This window comes from Pimelobacter sp. 30-1 (assembly GCF_018831735.1).
Taxonomy (GTDB): Bacteria; Actinomycetota; Actinomycetes; order Propionibacteriales; family Nocardioidaceae; genus Nocardioides.
On the sequence record NZ_NHTS01000016.1, the window covers coordinates 110735 to 127799 of the forward strand.

General features: G+C 71.6%; 16 protein-coding genes and 2 tRNA genes. 6 read left to right on the forward strand and 12 right to left on the reverse strand.

The genetic code is table 11. The features are described from left to right. Positions 1-55 precede the first annotated feature (55 nt). The gene (locus CCO04_RS29415; RefSeq protein ID WP_215817257.1) at positions 56-1402 is read left to right on the forward strand and encodes an FAD-dependent oxidoreductase; all 1347 of its coding nucleotides are present in this window, start codon (positions 56-58) and stop codon (positions 1400-1402) included. 39 nt (positions 1403-1441) lie between these two features. Continuing rightward, positions 1442-1915, forward strand: a complete 474-nt coding sequence (locus tag CCO04_RS26895) for a hypothetical protein (RefSeq protein WP_215817258.1) — start codon at positions 1442-1444, stop codon at positions 1913-1915. Here the strand turns inward: CCO04_RS26895 and lepB are convergent. The 9 genes from lepB to CCO04_RS26940 all read right to left on the reverse strand — a co-directional run bounded on the left by lepB (position 1912) and on the right by CCO04_RS26940 (position 12726). Then, a complete protein-coding gene (lepB, locus tag CCO04_RS26900) occupies positions 1912-2625 on the reverse strand; it encodes a signal peptidase I (RefSeq protein WP_215817259.1) in 714 nt (237 codons plus the stop codon). The genes CCO04_RS26895 and lepB overlap by 4 nt on opposite strands. After that, positions 2622-3125, reverse strand: a complete 504-nt coding sequence (locus CCO04_RS26905) for an RNA polymerase sigma factor (RefSeq protein ID WP_215817260.1) — start codon at positions 3123-3125, stop codon at positions 2622-2624. Before CCO04_RS26905 ends, lepB begins: the two co-directional genes overlap by 4 nt. Before the next feature lie 118 nt (positions 3126-3243). Beyond that, the gene (locus tag CCO04_RS30025) at positions 3244-6342 is read right to left on the reverse strand and encodes a M14 family zinc carboxypeptidase (RefSeq protein ID WP_215817261.1); all 3099 of its coding nucleotides are present in this window, start codon (positions 6340-6342) and stop codon (positions 3244-3246) included. Between the two features lie 227 nt (positions 6343-6569). After that, positions 6570-6642 (reverse strand) — tRNA-Glu (locus CCO04_RS26915). Positions 6643-6753: 111 nt separating this feature from the next. After that, positions 6754-6825, reverse strand: a tRNA-Gln gene (locus CCO04_RS26920). Positions 6826-6870: 45 nt separating this feature from the next. Then, positions 6871-7854, reverse strand: a complete 984-nt coding sequence (locus CCO04_RS26925; RefSeq protein WP_308281566.1) for a type II CAAX prenyl endopeptidase Rce1 family protein — start codon at positions 7852-7854, stop codon at positions 6871-6873. Beyond that, positions 7841-9304, reverse strand: a complete 1464-nt coding sequence (gene gltX / locus CCO04_RS26930) for a glutamate--tRNA ligase (RefSeq protein ID WP_215817262.1) — start codon at positions 9302-9304, stop codon at positions 7841-7843. The genes CCO04_RS26925 and gltX overlap by 14 nt, the downstream gene beginning before the upstream one ends. Next, positions 9301-10113 carry a fumarylacetoacetate hydrolase family protein gene (locus CCO04_RS26935; RefSeq protein ID WP_215817263.1) on the reverse strand — a complete coding sequence of 271 codons (813 nt, stop codon included), beginning with the start codon at positions 10111-10113 and terminating at the stop codon, positions 9301-9303. Before CCO04_RS26935 ends, gltX begins: the two co-directional genes overlap by 4 nt. 51 nt (positions 10114-10164) lie before the next feature. Continuing rightward, complete coding sequence (locus CCO04_RS26940) at positions 10165-12726, reverse strand: putative Ig domain-containing protein (protein ID WP_215817264.1); 2562 nt, start codon at positions 12724-12726, stop codon at positions 10165-10167. Between the two features lie 99 nt (positions 12727-12825). Here CCO04_RS26940 and CCO04_RS26945 point away from each other — a divergent pair, with 99 nt between their 5' ends. Further along, the gene (locus tag CCO04_RS26945) at positions 12826-13716 is read left to right on the forward strand and encodes a 3-methyladenine DNA glycosylase (protein ID WP_252373957.1); all 891 of its coding nucleotides are present in this window, start codon (positions 12826-12828) and stop codon (positions 13714-13716) included. A gap of 72 nt (positions 13717-13788) precedes the next feature. Here the strand turns inward: CCO04_RS26945 and CCO04_RS26950 are convergent, their stop codons facing one another. Further along, positions 13789-14157 (reverse strand): hypothetical protein, encoded by a 369-nt coding sequence (locus CCO04_RS26950; protein ID WP_215817266.1) that lies wholly within the window; start codon positions 14155-14157, stop codon positions 13789-13791. 247 nt (positions 14158-14404) lie between these two features. Here CCO04_RS26950 and CCO04_RS26955 point away from each other — a divergent pair, with 247 nt between their 5' ends. The 3 genes from CCO04_RS26955 to CCO04_RS26965 all read left to right on the forward strand — a co-directional run bounded on the left by CCO04_RS26955 (position 14405) and on the right by CCO04_RS26965 (position 15779). Then, entirely contained in the window at positions 14405-14557 is a 153-nt protein-coding gene (locus CCO04_RS26955) for a hypothetical protein (protein ID WP_215817267.1), read from the forward strand. 10 nt (positions 14558-14567) lie between these two features. Further along, positions 14568-15158, forward strand: coding sequence for a hypothetical protein (locus CCO04_RS26960; RefSeq protein ID WP_215817268.1), 591 nt, complete (start codon positions 14568-14570; stop codon positions 15156-15158). 255 nt (positions 15159-15413) lie between these two features. Beyond that, entirely contained in the window at positions 15414-15779 is a 366-nt protein-coding gene (locus tag CCO04_RS26965) for a hypothetical protein (RefSeq protein ID WP_215817269.1), read from the forward strand. Between the two features lie 42 nt (positions 15780-15821). Here CCO04_RS26965 and CCO04_RS26970 read toward each other — a convergent pair whose 3' ends face one another. Together CCO04_RS26970 and CCO04_RS26975 are read right to left on the reverse strand one after the other, a co-directional pair. Beyond that, entirely contained in the window at positions 15822-16076 is a 255-nt protein-coding gene (locus CCO04_RS26970) for a hypothetical protein (protein WP_215817270.1), read from the reverse strand. A 38-nt stretch (positions 16077-16114) separates the two neighbouring features. Next, positions 16115-17002, reverse strand: a complete 888-nt coding sequence (locus tag CCO04_RS26975) for a sulfite exporter TauE/SafE family protein (protein WP_215817271.1) — start codon at positions 17000-17002, stop codon at positions 16115-16117. Positions 17003-17065 lie beyond the last annotated feature (63 nt).

The following is a 17065-nucleotide window of genomic DNA, read 5'->3' on the forward strand; positions in this document are numbered from 1 at the left end:
CTCGCGACGTAGTTAGGTTTGCCTTACCTTATTTCCTTGCCTCAGGAGGCACTCCATGCGCGAGCTCCGGGTCGCCGTCGTCGGCGCCGGGCCGGCCGGCATCTACGCGGCCGACATCCTCACCCGCGACCACCCCGGCGCGACCGTCGACATCATCGAGCGGCTGCCCGCGCCGTACGGCCTGGTCCGGTACGGCGTCGCGCCCGACCACCCGCGCATCAAGGAGATCATCAAGGCCCTGCACCGCGTGCTGAGCCGCGACGAGATCCGCTTCCTCGGCAACGTCGACTACGGCACCGACCTCAAGCTCGACGACCTGCGCCGGTTCTACGACGCGGTGATCTTCGCGACCGGCGCGGTCGCGGACCGGCCGCTCGACATCCCCGGCATCGACCTGCCGGGCTCGCACGGCGCGGCCGACTTCGTCTCCTGGTACGCCGGCCACCCCGACGTCCCGCGCACCTGGCCGCTCGACGCCGAGTCCGTCGCCGTCATCGGCGCCGGCAATGTCGCGCTCGACGTCGCCCGGATGCTCGCCAAGCCCGCCGACGAGCAGCTCACCACCGAGATCGCCGCCAACGTGTACGACGGCCTGCGCGCCAACCGCGCCCGCGACGTCCACGTCTTCGCCCGCCGCGGCCCGGCGCAGATCAAGTTCTCCCCCATGGAGCTGCGCGAGCTGTCCCACTCCCCCGACGTCGACGTGATCGTGCACCCCGAGGGCTTCGAGATCGACGAGGCCGGCCAGCAGGCGATCAGCGGCAACAAGGGCACCCGCCTCGTCGTCGACACGCTGCTGCGCTACCTCGAGACCGAGCCCACCGGCGCCGACCACCGGATCCACCTGCACCTGTGCCAGGCGCCGGTCCGCGTCATCGGCGCCGACCGCGTCGAGGGCCTGCGCACCGCGCGCACCGAGCTGCAGGGCGACGGCACCGCGCGCACCACCGCCGACTACACCGACACCCCGGTGCAGGCGGTCTACCGTGCCGTCGGCTACCTCTCCACGCACCTGCCCGACGTGCCCTTCGACCACGCCGCGGGCGTCGTGCCGCACGACGCGGGGCGGGTCCTCGGCCTCGACGGCGTCGCGATGCCCGGCACCTACGTCACCGGCTGGATCAAGCGCGGCCCGATCGGCCTGATCGGCCACACGAAGTCCGACGCCGCCGAGACGATCACCAGCCTCCTCGCCGACGTGGACGGCATCCCCCGCCCGGAGATGCCCGCCCGCAGCGCCGTCGTCCAGCACCTCGCCGCCCGCGGCGTCGAGGTCGTCACCTGGGACGGCTGGCAGCTCCTCGACGCCCACGAGGCCGCCCTCGGCGCCGCGTCCGGCCGCGACGCCGAGCGGATCAAGGTCGTCCCGCGCGAGGACATGCTGCGCCACGCTCGTCGCTGAGGTCTCCCGCCCGGCCGCCGGTTCTGCCACCCTGACGGCATGGCGGATGCTCCCCTGAACCCGATCGACCTGCTGCTCAAGTCCCAGCAGGCCGCGCTCAAGCTCACGAGCGACGTCCTGCGGACCGTGCGCGACACCGCGGTCACCGGCGTCACCCAACCCGACGAGCTCGCGAAGCAGGTCGGCGACCTCGCCGGCGCGGTCGCCGGCATGGCCACCGGCATCACCGGCCTCGCCGGCGCCACCGCCCAGCCGCTCCAGGACTTCATCGTCCGCCAGCGCGAGCTCGCCGACACCGTCCACACCCTCGCCGAGGCCCAGGCCGAGCTCGCGGGCGTGGTCGCCTCGCTCGCCGAGCGGCACGCCGAGGCGGTCGCGGCGCTGGAGAAGGTCACCGCGCCGATCTTCGCGGTCGTGGGGACCGAGCCGACGGCGCCACGGACGCGGGCGGCGAAGCAGAGCGCGGCGGCGCGCGCGAAGGGCCCGAAGGCCCCGAAGGACTCGAAGGACTAGGGCGCGGGAGCCACCCCGGCCGGCGGCACCGGCCCGACCGGATCGACCGGATCGTCGTCACCGGGCAGCGCGTGCCGCGGTGCGCCGGGGATCGCGGCGTACCCGTCGTCGCGGCGCACACCGACCGCGACGCCCTCGATGCCGCTCGCCGCGACCGGCCCGAGGATCCGCGAGTCCATCGCCCGCGAGCGGTTGTCGCCGAGCACGAACACCTCCCCCTCCGGTACGACGACCGCCGCGAACGGCTCCGTGGACAGCCCCGCCAGGTAGGCGTCGGCGCTCGGACGGCCGTCGACGAGCACCCCCGCGCACGTCCCGTCGGGGCGTGCCGGACAGCTCACCGTCGCGCCGCCCACCGCGATCACCCGGGTCAGCAGCGGGACCGGCACCTCCGGGACCGAGATCCGCACGACATCGCCGGGCGCAGCGGTGAGGTCGCGGTCGAAGGTCACCGACTCCCCCATCGCGACCGCCGGGTCCATCGCGTGGCTCGGTTGGCGCTCGTCGTAGTAGGGCCCCGCGCCGATCCGCCCGGCGCCCCACGAGACGCCGAGGCCGACGACGACCACACCCGCCGCGATCAGCGTACGGCGCCGGCGGGTGCGGCGCGCGCCGCGCACGGCCCGGGCGGCCAGGCCCGCCGGTGCGCTGATGTCGCCGCCCGCGGCGGCGGCCAGCGTGCGGAGCTCGGTCTCGACCGGCGTCGTCATGACATCGCCTCCAGGGAGTCGTCGAGGCGGCCGCGCAGGCTGCCGAGGGCGCGCGAGAGGTTGCTGCGGACCGTGCCGGCAGCGCAGCCCATGATCCGCGCGGTCTCCGCCTCGCTGAGGTCCTCCACCACGCGCAGCACGACCGTCGCGCGCTGCTTGGGCGGCAGGCTCGCGAGCAGGGCGTCGAGCCGGCGGCGGGCCGCGACGGCGTCGGCCGGGTCCGCGACGGTGGCCCGGCGCTCGGGCTCGACCTCCTCGGCCGGGGTGGGCACGAGGTGGCGGCGGCGACCGCGGTCCCGGGCGAGGTTGACCAGGATCGTGCGCGTGTAGGCCTCCGGCGTCTCGGTCCGGTGCCAGTGCCGGGCGAGCCGGGTCAGCGCCTCCTGCAGGGCGTCCTCGGCCTCGCCGTGGTCGAGCACCAGGAGCCGGGCGAACCGGAGGAGCCGGTCGCCCGCGGCGGCCACGAACGCCGTGAACGCGGCCTCGTCCTGGTCTCTCACACCCAGGTAGACGAGAGCCGCGACGGAATCGTTGCACGGAGCGGCCGACGTCCACCCCGACCCGGACCCGTAGGTCCTGGTCGCGGTGGCGTCGGCCGCCCGTGCTGCAGCACCAGGATCAGCGGCGGACCACCTTGACCTTGGTGCTGGTGACCGCCCGCGCCAGGTGGGCGCTGCCCAGGTAGGTCACCTGCACCGTGTGCTTGCCCTTGCGGAGCTTGGGCAGGAAGAGCGTCACCTTGCCGTTGGCGGCGACGGCACGCGAGGCGACCAGACGGCCGTCCACGCGGACCAGGACGGTGCCCGAGATCTTGGCGCCGGGCGCCGCGACGACGACCTTGAGCTTGGCCCGCTTCTTCGGCGTCACCTTGGCGGTCTTGATCTCCGCGGTGAGCGTCGAGGCGGCCTTGGCCACCTTGAGCACGGCGCTCGACGAGACGCTCGGGGCGAAGGCGGCGTCGCCGCCGTACTCGGCGGTGAGCACCTTGTTGCCGGCCTTGGCGAAGGCGGTCACCGGGATCGAGGCGACCCCGTTCTCGTCGATCTCACCCGAGCCGACGACGGTGGCTCCGTCGCGGAGGGTGACCACGCCCGAGGGCACCGGCTGGTCGCCGGCTCCGGTCGCGGTGACCTCGACCTGGGCCTTGACCCCCGTCGCACCGACCTTGGTGGTCGCCGGGCTGAGGGTGAGGGACGTCGCGCTGGACGCGAGCGGCTCCTCGTAGCCGACCTCGGCCTTCCACGAGCGGTAGTTGCCCTCCTTGCCCGGGACGAAGTGCCGCTCGACGTTGCCGCGGCTGTCGACGGTGATCCAGCGGACCTCCGCACCGGCGTCGACCTTGAGGCGGGCGCCGAGGGTGTTGCGGAGGCCGTCGGCGTCGTACCGCTCCGAGGAGAGGTTCGGGACGGTGCCGTCGAGCGTGTAGAAGATCGCGGCCGGCTCGTTGGTCTCGAACTGGACGTTGACCTTGCCCGGTGCGGACGGCGCCGCGGTCACCGCGACCGAGGAGACCGGCGGCACCTCGTCGCGCTCGTGGTCGAGCGCGACCCGGGCCATCTCGATGAGGCCGTTGGCGAACTCCTGGCTCTCCGCGTGGGCGGAGGCGCCCTTGGGATCGGCGTTCTCGAAGGCGGGCTGGAACGTCGTGCCGACCTCGAAGTCCCAGGCGTAGATGCCGTACTTGTACCAGAGCATGTCGCCGGAGTTCCCGGCCGCCGAGTAGAGCACGTCGACGACCTGCCCCGTCTTCGCAGGCGTGACGCTCAGGCCACGGTGCCGCTTGATGGCGGTCAGGATCCGCGAGGAGGCGCCCCAGAACAGGCCTTCCTCCTCGAGGGTCGGGACGGGCGCGGTCTCGCGCCCGGCCGTCTTGTACGACGCCGGCGACCACATGAAGTAGTTGCCCGAGCTGTGCACGTTCATCGAGAACGTCATGTTCGGGTGCGCGGCGACCCAGTCGACGTTGCGCGCCTCGGGCTCGGACATCTCGGCCGGGCCCGCCGACGTACCGCTGGTGCAGCTCGTGGTGGACGCGCCGCTGTAGCCGTCGAACGCGCTGTAGGTGTCGTAGTTGCGGTTGACGTCGACGCCCCACGAGTTGCGGGAGGCGAAGTCGCCGGTGGTGTCGAGACCGCAGTAGCGGGTCATGTTCTTGCGCTGGCTGTTGAAGTCGTAGAACGAGTAGTGGCCACCGTCGGGGTTGACCGACGGGAGGATCCAGATCTCCAGGTTGTCGACCAGGTCGCGCGTGCCCTCGTGGGTGGCGTAGTTGCGGAGCAGGCGCTCGGCGGTCTCGATCGTCACCAGCGGCGGCACCCACTCCCGGGCGTGCTCCTGGGCGTAGTAGAAGACACCGGGCTTCGAGCCGTCGCGCACCTTGCCGATCTTGATGGCATAGACCTGCTGGGGGTCGTGGGAGATCGACGCCGGCGCGTTGAGCCCGTCGCTCAGCGCGGTCGTGGTGACCGGCGCGATCACTCCGGAACCCGTGTTGCCCCGGTAGGTGTAGGCCTTCACCAGGGCTCCGGCGGCCGGGCTGGCGTTGATCATGGCCACCGCCTGGGCGGCCGTGGTGGTCGGTGCACCGGCGGGGTCGGTGGCCAGGCTCAGCGTGATCGCCTTGCCCGTGACGGCGACCGAGGCCGCTGACGTGGGTGCCCCCGGGTCGACGACCGTGATCGTGATGTCGTTGCCGCCCTCGTGACCCCAGGCCAGCGAGTCGAGACCGACGCGCTGGGACATCGCCGTCGCGTTGTTCGCCGTCGGGCCGACCATCGCCTGGGCGACGCGCCGGTAGCCGTTGGTCTTGTACGGCAGCTCGACGATCTCGGCGAGGTTCGGGTAGGTCTCGGCGAGCTGCTTGATCCGGTCGTAGAGCTGGGTCGGGTCGAGGTAGGACTGGATGTAGTCCTCCTGGTAGCCCGGGCCCTTGAACGGGTCGGCCTCACCGGGGTTGGTCGGCAGCCAGTCGCGGACCTTGAAGATCGCCACATCGCCGCTGGGGCTGGTGATCCGGACCCGGTCGGGCCGCGTCGTGAGGCCGGCCGAGCTCGCACCGGTGTGGTACATGTACACGCCCGCGTCGATGAACGGCGGGATCGTCTGGGTGCCGCCGCTGCCGAACTCCGTGCCGGGGCCGCTGTCCCGCTCGACGGTGAGCGTCGGGACCAGCGCGCCGTTGGCGACCTGGGCCTCGACGGCGAGCGTCGGCGTACCGAACGACGTGAAGTAGTCGGCGCGCAGGATCTTGACGTCGCTCGTGTCCGGGTCGGTCGCCTCGGCGTCGAGCTGATCGGCGCTCTGCTGGTGCTCCTCGATCGTGGCGTCGCGCTCGGCAACCACGGCCTCGGTGTCCGCGGCGGTCAGCAGCGTCGGGCCGACCTTGAAGCCGAGCGCCTTGAGCTGCTTGACCTCGCCGGGCGTGACGACGGCGTTGACCGCCAGGCCGTCCTCCTCCTGGTGGACGCCGTGGTCGAGGTCGACGCCGGTCGCGACGAGGCGGTCGAGCTCGGCGGTGCCCGGGACGACGATCTCGACGACCTGCGGCGTCTCGTCGGCGCTCCGGTCGAGCACCGGGTCGTCGGGAGCCGCCTGGCTGCGCGGCGCGGGCGCCGCGGTGGACTCGCTCGGCAGGACGCCGACGACGAGCCCGAACAGCGCCAGTCCGGCAGCAGAGGCCGCCCAGCGCCTTTTTCTCAGATGTGCTGATGAAGTCACGATGAAACCCTCGGGGTGGGGGACGGGGGGTTGCGCCTCGCGAATGTGAGGGGGATCACAAAAAGGCGTGCGCTCACCCAAGCGGCCCCGGCCGGGCTCGTCAACCGTCCGCCCGCGCCGTCCCGCCGTTCCTGGACGAATGGCGCGCAAAGGCGCGCCCGGGAGAGCCAGGCGTCCAGCCCGAAAACGCACTCGGACCCGGTCCTGATGGACCGGGCCCGAAGCTGTACCCCCGACCGGATTCGAACCGGCGCTACCTACGTGAGAGGCAGGCGTGCTAGGCCGCTACACAACGGGGGCAATGTCGCTGCGTTGACCCCGAGGGGGTCTCTCAACGACCTGCGGAACTCTAGCGATCTTGTCCGTTCGGCGCCAAATCGGCGCTTTCTCGGGCCTTCTCGCGAGAACTCGCTGGTCTACTAGGACTCGAACCTAGACTAACTGGACCAGAACCAGTCGTGCTGCCAATTACACCATAGACCACTGCTGCATCGGCCTGATCCCGGAGGACCGGGCCGACCAGGAACACTACACGCGGCCCCGCCGCGCCTCCAAAATGGCCCCGATGGTGGCGGGATCGGTGCGCGCCGCGACACCCAGGCGGCGGGCGGCGAGGACGGCCAGGAGCAGGTAGCTCACCGACTGGGTCAGGGTCACCGGGATGGCCCACCAGGTGCCGCCGCTCGGGTTGAGCGCGCTGGTCATGTCGCCGAAGGCGAGGGCCAGGCCGAAGGCGAAGAAGTTGTTGAGCACGTGCATCGCGATGCCCGCCTCGAGGCCGCCGGTGAGCAGCACGAGCAGGCCGGCGACGAGACCGAAGGCCAGCCGGTCGAAGAAGATCGGGACGTCCTGGCCGAGGCCGTGGGCGAGCGCGAACAGCACCGCCGGTACGACGACCGCGACCGCCGCGCCGGCCCGGGACCCGAAGCGGGCGGCGAGCCCGCCGAAGGCCTGCGCGAGGTAGCCCCGGAAGACGAACTCCTCCCCCGCCGCCTGGAGCGGGGTGAGCAGCACGATGACGAGCAGGAAGTCGCGCACGGTCGACGTCCAGGGGTTGGCTCCCCCGCCGACGTCGACGGAGCCGGCGCCCTGGTCGGGCAGCACGGTCGAGACGAGGAAGGTCAGGCCGAGCGAGACCACGGCGAGCCCCAGGCACACCGCGAACCAGCGCCACCGGAAGACGCCGACGACCGACGCCACCCAGCCGGGCCTCTGGTCGTGCAGGGCCCGGGCGACCAGCCAGACCATCGGGATGGCGACCGCCCAGCCGAGGTTGACCAGCGCCAGGAAGGCGGGCGTCGTGACGTCGCCGGAAAGGTTCTCGACGGCCTCCTTGGAGGTGTCGCCCCCGGCCACCAGCAGCGTCGTCAGGACGACGCTGAGGACGACCTGCCCCATGAAGAACAGCACGACGAGGGACGGGATCCCGGCGAAGGGCCGCCAGGCGCCCGCCGGCCCGAGCCGGTGGAGCTCGTCGTACCGGAGGTGCGGGGCGGGGTCAGCCGAGGGCACGCTGCAGCCGTCCGAGGCTGCGGTCGCGACCGAGCAGCTCGAGCGACTCGAACAGCGGCGGCGAGATCCGCTTGCCGGTCACCGCGACCCGGACCGGGCCGAAGGCGTTGCGGGGCTTGAGCCCCAGGCCCTCGACGAGCGCGTCCTGGAGCGCGGTCTGGATCGCGTCGGTCGACCAGGTGCCCAGCGCGGCGAGCGCGTCGTGGGCGGCCTGGACGACGGGCCGGCCGGCCTCGCCGAGCTGCTTCTCGGCGTCCTCGGGGTCGACCGCGAAGTCGGCCTCGTCGACGAAGAGGAAGGCGAGCAGCCCGCTGGCCTCGGAGAGCTTGTTGATCCGCTCGGCCACCAGCGGCATCGCGAGCTCGAGGAGCTGGGCGTCGGCGTCGCCGACCGGGTCGCCGACCACGCCGTCGCGCTTGAGGAACGGCAGCACCCGGTGGGTGATCTCGTCGGTGGAGAGCAGGCGCATGTGGGCCGCGTTGATCGCGTCGCACTTCTTGAGGTCGAAGCGCGCCGGGTTGGGGACGACGTCGGTGACGTCGAACGCCTCGACCATCTCCTCGAGCGAGAAGACGTCGCGGTCGGCCGCGATCGCCCAGCCCAGCAGGGCCAGGTAGTTGAGCAGCCCCTCGGGCAGGTAGCCCTGGTCGCGGTAGGCCAGCGCGTGCGCCTCGGGGTCGCGCTTGGAGAGCTTCTTGTTGCCCTCGCCCATGACGTAGGGCAGGTGGCCGAACTCCGGCGTCGTCTTCGCGATGCCGACCGCCTTGAGCGCCTCGTAGAGGGCGATCTGGCGCGGCGTCGACGACAGCAGGTCCTCGCCACGCAGGACGTGGGTGATCTCCATCAGCGCGTCGTCGACCGGGTTGACCAGCGTGTAGAGCGGGTCGCCGTTGGCGCGGGCCAGCGCGAAGTCCGGCACGAACTCGGTCTCGAAGCTCACCTCGCCGCGGACCAGGTCGTTCCAGGTGATCGAGCCGTCGGGCATCCGGAACCGGACGACGGGCTTGCGGCCGTCGGCGACGAACGCGTCGACCTGGTCCTGGGTGAGCTCGCGGCAGAAGCCGTCGTACCCCTGGACCTTGGAGCCGGCGGCCTTGCGGCGCGCGGCGGCCTCGTCGTTGGTGCAGTAGCAGTCGTAGGTGTGGCTGCTGTCCTTGAGCCGGGCGAGCGCGTCGGCGTACTTGTCGCTGCGCTCGCTCTGGAAGTACGGCGCGTGCGGGCCGCCGACCTCGGGGCCCTCGTCCCAGTCGAGACCGAGCCAGCGCATCAGGTCGAGGATCGAGTCGAGCGACTCGGTGGTGCTGCGCTCCTTGTCGGTGTCCTCGATGCGGAACACGAACGTGCCGCCGTGGTGGCGGGCGAACGCCCAGTTGAAGAGGGCGGTCCGGATCATGCCGACGTGGGGGCTGCCCGTCGGGGACGGCGCCATCCGGACTCGTACGTTGCTCATGCGCGTGCTTCCACCTTGTTCGTGAGGGTTCCCAGACCAGCGATCGAGATCTCGACCTCGTCACCGACCTGCAGGGGGCCGACACCCTCGGGGGTGCCGGTGAGGATGACGTCACCCGGCAGCAGCGTCATCACGCTGGACACGTGCGCGACGAGTGCGGGCACGTCGAAGATCATGTCGGCCGTCGTACCGTCCTGGACGACCTCGCCGTTGAGGAAGGTCTGCACCCGGCGGCCCTCGGCGAAGTCGTGCGGGTCGAGATCGGTCTCGATCCACGGCCCCAGCGGGCAGAACGTGTCGAAGCCCTTGGCCCGGGTGAACTGCCCGTCGGCCTTCTGCAGGTCGCGCGCGGTCACGTCGTTGGCGATCGTGTAGCCGTGGATGACGTCGGTCGCCTGCTCGGCCGGGACGTCGCGGCAGATCCGCCCGATGACGACGGCGAGCTCGCCCTCGTAGTGCACGTTCGTGGACTGGCGCGGGTAGCGGATCACGTCGTCGGGGCCGATCACGCTGGTGTTCGGCTTGAGGAACATCATCGGCTCGCTCGGCACCTCGTTGCCCAGCTCGGCCGCGTGGGCGGCGTAGTTGCGGCCGATGCCGACGACCTTGCTGCGGGGCAGGACGGGCGCCAGCAGGCGGATGTCCTCGAGCCGGTACTCCTTGTCGAGCAGCTTGATGCCGACGTAGAGCGGGTCGCCGGCGAGGCCGACGACCACGGCGTCATCCCCGGGCTGGCCGTACTCGTCGAGGTCGCCGGTGAGGACGCCGTAGGACGGCTCCTCGCCTGTGGTGAATCGGACGATGCGCACGCCGCGAGCCTATCGGGCGCGGCGTGCGCCTCCGTCATCGTGAGCGGGCGCTCAGGGCAGGATCGTCACCGGGGACAGGCTGCCCGCGTTGACGGCGCCGGTGCCGAGCTGACCCTGGAAGTTGTTGCCCCACGACCGCTGCGTCCCGTCGTCCTTGAGGGCGTAGGTCATGCTGCCGCCGGTCGCCACCTGGGCCCAGTCGGAGTCGGTGCCGACGCGGGTCGGCGTGACCCGCTGGGTGGTGTCGCCCGTGCCGACCTCGCCGTCCCCGTTGTAGCCCCAGCACCAGAGCTGACCGCCGGTGTTGACCGCGCAGGCGTGGTTGCCCAGGCCGCCGGCGCCGGTCGCCGAGACCGACTCCCAGTCACTGGCCACGCCGACCTGGGTCGGCAGGAGCCGGTCGGTGCCGGGGCTGCCGGTGCCGGTCTCGCCGTGCGCGTTGTAGCCCCAGCACCACAGCGTCGCGTCGGTCTTGAGGGCGCAGCTGGTGCCGGCACTGACCGAGACGGCGGCCCAGGTCGTGCCGTTCGAGCCCTCCCGCACCGGGACGTCCGAGCCGTTCGTCGTACCGTCGCCGAGCTGGCCGCGGGGGTTGAACCCCCAGCACCACAGCTGGCCCCCGGTGGTCGTGGCGCAGGTGTGGGTGTAGCCGGCGGAGACCGACTTCCAGTCGCTGCGGGTACCGACCCGGTCCGGTGCCGCGTCCCCGGGCCGGCCGAGCTGGCCGAAGGTGTCGTTGCCCCAGCACCAGAGCTGACCGTCGGTCGTGACCGCGCAGGTGTGGGCGTAGCCCGAGCTGACCGCGGCCCAGTTGCGCCCGACGTCCACCCGCTTCGGCACGAACTCGGTGCCGGCGCCGGGCTGACCGAGCTCGCCGTCGATGTTGGAGCCCCAGCACCACAGGCTGCGGTTGGCGCGGATCCCGCAGACGTGCGCCCACTGCGCCGCCCCGCCGGCCGAGACGTCCACCCAGTCGCTGGACGTGCCGACCTGGGTGGGCGTGGGGTTGCGCGGGTTCTGGAGGTCGAGCTGCTGGCCGAGCTGCTGCGCGAAGTTGTAGCCCCAGCAGTCGACCGTGTGGTCCGCGTTGACCCGGCAGCCGTACTGCCCGCCCGCGCTGAGCCGCACCGTCGCCGGGGCCACCGCGGGGGCGTCGACCCGCAGCGAGAGCACCTTGGCGACGGCGGGGACGCCGGTCGAGGTCTGGGTGAAGCCGATCGTGACGTTGGACGTGCCCGTGGCCGTCGGCGTACCGCTGATGACGCCGGTCGCGGCGGCGTAGGTCAGGCCGTTGGGCAGACCGGTCACCGACCAGGTGCCGGCCGGGCTGCCGACCGCGGCGAGCTGCTTGGAGTACGCCGTGCCCTGCAGGCCGTCGGGCAGCGAGGAGGTGGAGATCACGGGCGGCGGCGGTGCGGCGACCAGGAGCGGCAGGACCACCGGCGTCGCGGCGACTCCCGTCGAGGTCTGGGTGAAGCCGATCGTGACGCTGGACGTGCCCGCGGCCGTCGGCGTACCGCTGATCAGGCCGGTCGCGGCGGCGTAGGTCAGCCCGTTGGGCAGACCGGCCACCGACCAGGTGCCGGCCGGGTTGCCCACCACGGCGAGCTGCTTGGAGTACGCCGTGCCCTGCAGCCCGTCCGGCAGCGAGGAGGTGGAGATCACCGGCGGCGGTGCGGCCGTCACCTGCAGCGGCAGGAGGACGGGGTTCGCGGCGACTCCGTTCGCGGTCTGGGTGAAGCCGATGGTGACGTTTGAGACGCCGGGTGTCGTCGGCGTACCGCTGATGACGCCGGTCGCGGGGGCATAGGTCAGCCCGTTGGGCAGACCGCTCACCGACCATGTCCCGACCGGGTCGCCGGCCGCGCTGAGCTGCTTCGAGTACGGCGTGCCCTGCACGCCGTTCGGCAGCGAGGACGTCTCGATCACCGGGATCGGCGCGGTGGCGCCGAGCGTCCGGGCAGGCGAGACGCCGGCGAGGCGGGGCCCGCCCGCCGGGACCGTCGCCCGGTAGGTCATCTCCCCCGAGGCCGTCGTCGTCGCCGTGAAGGCGCCCGTCGCGCTGAGCTTCGCGGTCGTCACCGGCACCCACACGGCGCCGGACCGGCTCTGGAGGGTGACCGTCGTCCCGGCGGCGAACGGGCGGACCGTGCCGCTCAGCGTCACCGGCGTCGGGATGCCGTCCACGACCGAGACGGGGTCGACGGTGAGCCCGACTGCGACCGAGGTCTGCGAGACCACGGCGACCGCCCGCGACGTCGCCGCCTTGAGCTTGCCGCGCTTGGGCGCGACCGCACGGTAGTAGGACGTGCCGGGCGTCGTCGTACGGGCGAGCTTGACGGTGTAGGCGCCGGACTTGTTCTTCGTCCGCACCGACGCCACCTTCGCCCACCCGGCGCCGACCTTGCGCTGGACGACCAGCGGCGTCCCCTTCGGGGAGCGGGTCAGCCGGCCGGTGAGCGTCACGCTCGACCCGGCCATGGCCTGGGCCGGGGCGGCCGTGATGCTCACGGTGCGCTTGGTCGCCGCGTCGGCGGCACCGGGCGCACCGGTGAGGAGGACGGCCGCGAGGAGCAACGGCAGGACAGTGCGGAGCAGGCGTGTGAGCAGCACGGAAGACCTCGGGAGCTAGGTCGGTGGGGGATGTCCAGGCTAGGCGTCCGCAGCCACCTGCACCGCCGAATGCGACAACCGGTCACTAACCTCGGTGGCGTGGACACCTGGCAGGAGCGAGCGACGGCGCACGCCGCCCGCATCGACGCCTACGTCGCCCCACACCTCGCGCGCCGCGAGTCGCACGTGAAGCACCCGGTCTTCGACTTCCTGTTCACCTACTACTCGTACCGGCCGGCGCAGCTGCGCCGCTGGCACCCGGGGTACGGGGTCGCGCTGCCGGCGTCGGCCGAGCACGCCTCGCTCAAGGGGTACGGGCCGGTGGGCTCGGGCGTCGGCGTCGGCGTCGGCGTCACGGCGGCGTACCTGGCCTCGCAGCGGCCGCTGGTCGAGGCGCTGCACCGCCTCCTCACCGCGACCGCCGGCCGCGCGCCCCACTTCGGCTGCTTCGGCCTGCACGAGTGGGCCATGGTCTACCGCCTCACCGAGGACGAGACCCGCCACGCCGACTGGCCCCTGCGCCTGGGCCCGGACGGCACCGACGCCGTCGTCGAGGGCCACCGGATCGCCTGCTCGCACTTCGACGCCTACCGCTTCTTCACTCCCCCGGCCCGGCCGCTGAACACGCTCTCCCCCGGGCGCGACGACCGCATCGCGTTCGAGCAGCCGGGGTGCCTGCACGCGGGCATGGACCTCTACGGCAAGGTCGCGGTCAGGTTGTCTCCCTTGATCTCGTCGGACCTCGTGGCCGATGCCTTCGAGCTTGCGTGGGACATCAGGGTCATGGACATGCGTGCCGCTCCCTACGACCTCTCGGGCCTCGACCTCGGCGGCAACGAGTGGTCCCCCATCAAGATCGAGACACCAGAGGGAAAGCGCGAGTACGCCGAGGCTCAGCGCGTGTTCTCCGAGCGTGCCGAACCCATCCGGCAGCGGCTCATCAATGAGTGCGATCGATTGCTCGCATCAGCCGACTCATCAGCCCAATAGCGCCGACCACCGGACCGCCCCCTTGGGCGGTCGCGGGCTCACCCAAGGTCCGTCCAGGCAGGTATTGCCCGCCTATGGACGTGCCCATCCTCCCGGCGGAGGGGGTGGCGGAGGCGGTCCCCAGCCAGGCGGCGGGATGTTCCACGGCTCGCGCACCCGGCCTCGGTCGAGCGAGAACATGATGACCGAAAAGATGACGCAGAGTCCGCCGAGGAACCCGCCCACCATCAACCGCACCCACGACTGCTGCACGCACTGGTCGACGAGACCTTGCTCGATTCCGAAGTCGTCCGACGTGCTTGCTTCGGTCGCGAGCACTCGCAGGACCGGAGGCCCGCATGAGCCACTGGAGCCCAAGAACGACACCGACGTGGGCAGCAAGGCGAGCCCAGAGCCGATCATCAGCCCTACGAAGAGGGACATGATCGCCGCGACCTTCATGCGCGCATGCTACTGACGACCAGTTCCGTCGCATGCCTGAATCGCGCGATCAGCTTCCTGGCGTGAGCCGCAACGACACGCCCCCCCTGCTCTCCGGGGACCAGTCTGGGCACCACACCTAGCCAGCTAAGGGATTCGAGTCCGAGCCATCAACACGACACCCAGATGCGCCAGACAGCAACCAAGTTCGCTAGGTTGAGACCCAGCGGTTCAGACTTTGGCCGCGTGGAGCGCAGGAGGATCGTCCGTGGCCGAAAAAGAGGCTCCCAAGATCCCCACGTCCACCGGCAAGAAGTCCGCGCCGAACAGCCAGGGCAACCGGGGCGGAAGCCTCACCGGCTCCGGCACACCCAACCGCGAAAAGGGTGGCAAGCAGCCACCTCGCGGCGGCAAGAAGTAGGACAGGACGGGTGCGGCCCCGCGTCGGCGGAGCGATGCTCGCCGTAGGGGTCGCGATCGGCGTCATGCTGACCCGACCTGCTCCGAAGGCGCCCGCTCCGAGCGGTGGCGCCAACGCACTGGGCACGCTGATTCACGATGAGGCGCACCGGGCCGAGGCCGACTTCTCAGAACTGCGCCGCCACGGGCAAGCCGTCCTGACGATCGCCGGAGTCCTAGTAGCCGCGCTGAGCACATTGTTCGGCTTCGCCGCCAGCAAGGACGACGTGGTCTCCATGCCCCGCACCGCGGTGGCGCTCATCACGATCAGCTTGGTCTTCTTCGTCATGGCCGGCGTGTTCGTACTCTTGATGTTCCTTCCGGCGAGGATCAAGTGGCCGGACGCCCGAGGGTTGAAGAACCTCGTTACGGCGAGCTGGGATAGCCCCGGCTGGGACAAGTCCGTCGCGGACGTCACCACCGACTATCTAGTGAGCCTCCGCAAGGCCAACAGCGCCCAACACAAAAAGTTGTCCGCCGCGGTTGGGTTAGAGGTCGCCGGCATCTTCCTGTCCGCAGCAGCGGCAGTCGCCTTGATTGCGCCGACGTACGCCGGGCGCTGACGAGCAAGGGGCCCTCCACCGCGTCCGACTCGCCTCAGGCGATCGTGGTCTGTCGACGGGCCAGTGCAGGACGCCCACAATCCCGCCGTCACGCGAAGCCTCAGGACTTGTCAGACCGGTCCCATTCGACCCCATCTGGCTTGATGCCGTTGAACTCCTTCAGCAGCGGGAGTTCGCGGAACGCGCGGCACCGCTCAGGAACCAGCTCATCGAGGAGTGCCGGCGCCTGCTCTCGCGCGTCCCTACAGTGGCGGGATGACCGCGCTGAGACTCATCGGCTTCTGGCGGAACGAGCAGCATCCGGAGTACCCGTCGCCGGCCGACTGGGTGGATGCCGGTTGGGACGACGATGAGCGGCACGCCGTCTGGCACTACCTGGCCAGCGGCACCATGCTCCATGCCTGGATGGGCTTCTCGCCCTGCCGGATGTGCGGCAAGGACAACGGCGCGCTGGACTTCACGGACGGCACCTACGTGTGGCCGGAGGGCTTGGCGCACTACGTCGACGACCACGACGTTCGGCTCCCTGGCGAGTTCGTCGAGCACGCCCTGCGCCGCCAACGGGAGCTCGAGGAGGCCGAGAGCTCGGTGGAGTGGTGGCTTCGCGAGACGAGGCGCTGAGCGCAGGTCGCTGCCGGTGGCCGGGCGCGGCGGGGCCGTCGTTCAGTAGCGCGCTCGCTTGCCGGGCCTCGTCGGCCCGGTCACGAGCCGGCGGCCGAGCTCGTAGAGCGCGGCACCGATCCAGCCCGCTCCGAAGAGGAAGCCGAGCCAGACCGACCGGCCGGGGCGTCCCTCGGCCTCGTCCACGCCGAGGGCGAGCAGCGCGAGCGTGAGCAGGATGCACGCGACTCCGATCGCGAAGGCGAAGGCGATCCGCTTGAACCTGCGTCGGTCGGCACTGCGTTGGCGCGGGTCCACCGGCACATCATGGCGCAAGCCCGGCCCACGCGGCCCGCTCAGACGAGTGCCGGCTCCCCACCCGAAGCCGTACGACGCTCCCGCCCCCACGCCACCCAGGCGATCCGCCCGACCAGCGCCAACCACCCCACGATCAGTACGACGTCCAGCGCGATGTGCAGATCGCCGATCGCGCCGACGACGGTCACCGCGTTGACCAGGATGACCAGCCCGCCGACCATCGCGCCCATCGGGGCGTGCGGGAGCCGGCCGGCGAGGCGGGCGGCGACGGGGGCGACGATGACGCCGCCGATGACGAGGCCGATGACCGGCAGCCACGGGATGTCCTGGTGGGCGGCGCCGGTGATGAAGCCGGTGGAGACCGAGAGGGCGACGACGAACTCGGCGGCGTTCGTCGTACCGACGACGCGGCGGGGCTCGTGGGTGGTGACGGTCATCAGGCTGGGGGTGACGACGGGGCCCCAACCGCCGCCTCCGGTGGCGTCGACGAAGCCGCCGAGGAGGCCGATCGGCGAGAGCCAGCGGGCGGTGTGGCCGGACTTGGGGGTCGGGATGATCCGGAAGCCGAAGCCGAAGCGGGCGAGGATGACGAGGCCGAAGAAGAGCAGCAGGCCGGCCATCGACGACTTGGCGGCCTCCAGGCTGATCGAGGTGAGGATGACGGCGCCGGCGAAGCCGCCGATCGCCCCCGGGACGGCGACCCGCAGGAGCACGGCCTTGTCGACGTTGCCGGCCCGCCAGTGCGAGATGCCGGAGACGAAGGTGGTCGGGAGCTTCGCGGCATGGGTGGCGGCGCTGGCCGTGGCGGGAGCGACGCCGAGGGCGAGCAGGACGGTGGCCGAGGTGACCCCGAAGCCCATGCCGAGCGTCCCGTCGACGAGCTGCGCGAGCCCGCCGGCGAGCGCGAAGACTGCGACCAGCCACATGACGTTGTCCCTCGATCTCGACGAATGCGATAAACCCTACCTATCAAGGTTACATACCAGACC

Excerpts from the sequence above, each read along its gene's own strand:
- CCO04_RS29415 (WP_215817257.1), top strand. The coding sequence starts at position 56 with ATGCGCGAGCTCCGGGTCGCCGTCGTCGGCGCCGGGCCGGCCGGCATC.
- CCO04_RS26895 (WP_215817258.1), top strand. The coding sequence starts at position 1,442 with ATGGCGGATGCTCCCCTGAACCCGATCGACCTGCTGCTCAAGTCCCAG.
- lepB (WP_215817259.1), bottom strand. The coding sequence starts at position 2,625 with ATGACGACGCCGGTCGAGACCGAGCTCCGCACGCTGGCCGCCGCCGCG.
- gltX (WP_215817262.1), bottom strand. The coding sequence starts at position 9,304 with ATGAGCAACGTACGAGTCCGGATGGCGCCGTCCCCGACGGGCAGCCCC.
- CCO04_RS26950 (WP_215817266.1), bottom strand. The coding sequence starts at position 14,157 with ATGAAGGTCGCGGCGATCATGTCCCTCTTCGTAGGGCTGATGATCGGC.
- CCO04_RS26965 (WP_215817269.1), top strand. The coding sequence starts at position 15,414 with ATGACCGCGCTGAGACTCATCGGCTTCTGGCGGAACGAGCAGCATCCG.
- CCO04_RS26975 (WP_215817271.1), bottom strand. The coding sequence starts at position 17,002 with ATGTGGCTGGTCGCAGTCTTCGCGCTCGCCGGCGGGCTCGCGCAGCTC.